General features: G+C 43.5%; 2 protein-coding genes. One reads left to right on the top strand and one right to left on the bottom strand.

The window, feature by feature from the left end:
- The coding region (locus tag Q0236_RS05890; RefSeq protein ID WP_297916001.1) for a chloride channel protein at window positions 1–686 on the bottom strand (686 nt) is incomplete at its 3' end.
- A 124-nt stretch (window positions 687–810) separates the two neighbouring features.
- Between Q0236_RS05890 and Q0236_RS05895 the strand changes: the two genes are divergently transcribed.
- Window positions 811–999 (top strand): hypothetical protein, encoded by a 189-nt coding sequence (locus tag Q0236_RS05895; RefSeq protein ID WP_297916003.1) that lies wholly within the window; start codon window positions 811–813, stop codon window positions 997–999.
- The last annotated feature ends 320 nt before the right edge of the window (window positions 1000–1319 follow it).

The following is a 1319-nucleotide window of genomic DNA, read 5'->3' on the forward strand; positions in this document are numbered from 1 at the left end:
GCTGCGATCCCCGTGACAAGCCCGATTAGAGCCGCTGCGAGTAAATTCTGTGGGGTAGGGGCGAAGTTCGAAACTTCGTAATAAATTTCTTTTGAAGCTCCGAATTCCGCCGTAGCTGTGGCCACCGCACTCGTGGCAAAGGCGCACAAAATCGCTCGAGTATCAAAGCTTTTAAGTAAAATTTCTAGGCTAAAAAGCGCGCCCGCTAGCGGGACGTTATATGCAGCGCCCAGTCCCGCTCCCGCGCCGCATGCGACAAATAGCCGAAGCTCATCTCCGCCGATATTTAGGGCGCGGCAAATTTTAGCCGCAAACAAGCCACCCAGCTCGCGCGGAGCAGCCTCACTGCCTATCGGTGCGCCCATGGCGATGGCTACGAGCTGCAAAACCGAGTGGATTAAATTTTGCCAAAACGGCGGATTTTGCCCCTCCATCATTGAAGATACGTTTAAAAAAGGTTTTAGTCTTATTAGCAGAATTCTAATTAAAGTTACGATTGCGCCGGCTGCGAGGACGCTAAGAAAGCGCCTAAGCGCAGTGGTTTGCTCCGTGATAATGTGAAATTCCTCATCATTATGTCCGAAAGCAAAAGTTTCAATTTCGTTGATGCCGAAGTTTAAGAGCCCCGCGCAAAGCCCCATTATAACGCCTATCGCAAGGATCGCTAAAAAGAATTTAGTACTCAAAATATGCCTTTTTGAAACGCATAATTATATAAAATTTTAGCTTTAAAAAATCCTTACCGCGCGTATAAAAGCAGCTAAAACGCGAGTAAAATTTAAATAATGGCTAGGAATTTATATCATCTCTGTGAGTAAAATTTTACAAAATTCTATGAAGCTTAGGCGGAGGCGGAATTTTATTTACGTTAATTGCGCGAGTAAAATTTACGTAGATTTTATATCGCGCGTAGAAAATTTAGTAAAATTTCGCATCGCACGAGAGGGTAAAATTATATTTGAAATTTCTTGCCGCGAGGACAGGCGAAATTCTACGTAAAATTTAAATCTATCCGAGCGGGTAAAATTTAAATTGAGTAAGCGGGAAAATTTTGCAGAGGACGCGTGAAATTTCGCGCAAAATTCCAATTTGCGAAAGAGGGCAAAATTCCGCGTAGAATTCCGATCCGCGTAAGTGGGTGAAATTCGCGTTAAATTCTAAACCGCGAGGCTAAGCAAAATTATGCGCGGAATTTTAATTTGCATGAGTCATAGGAATTTTATACCCGCGAATAAATTCGCTTAGGATTTTGCTATTTTTTCCAAATATCGTCGTTTTTACTGGCTGCGGGCGCGCTTAGCTTTTTATCCAGAGCCGAA

This window comes from uncultured Campylobacter sp., assembly GCF_938031315.1.
GTDB lineage: Bacteria > Campylobacterota > Campylobacteria > Campylobacterales > Campylobacteraceae > Campylobacter_B.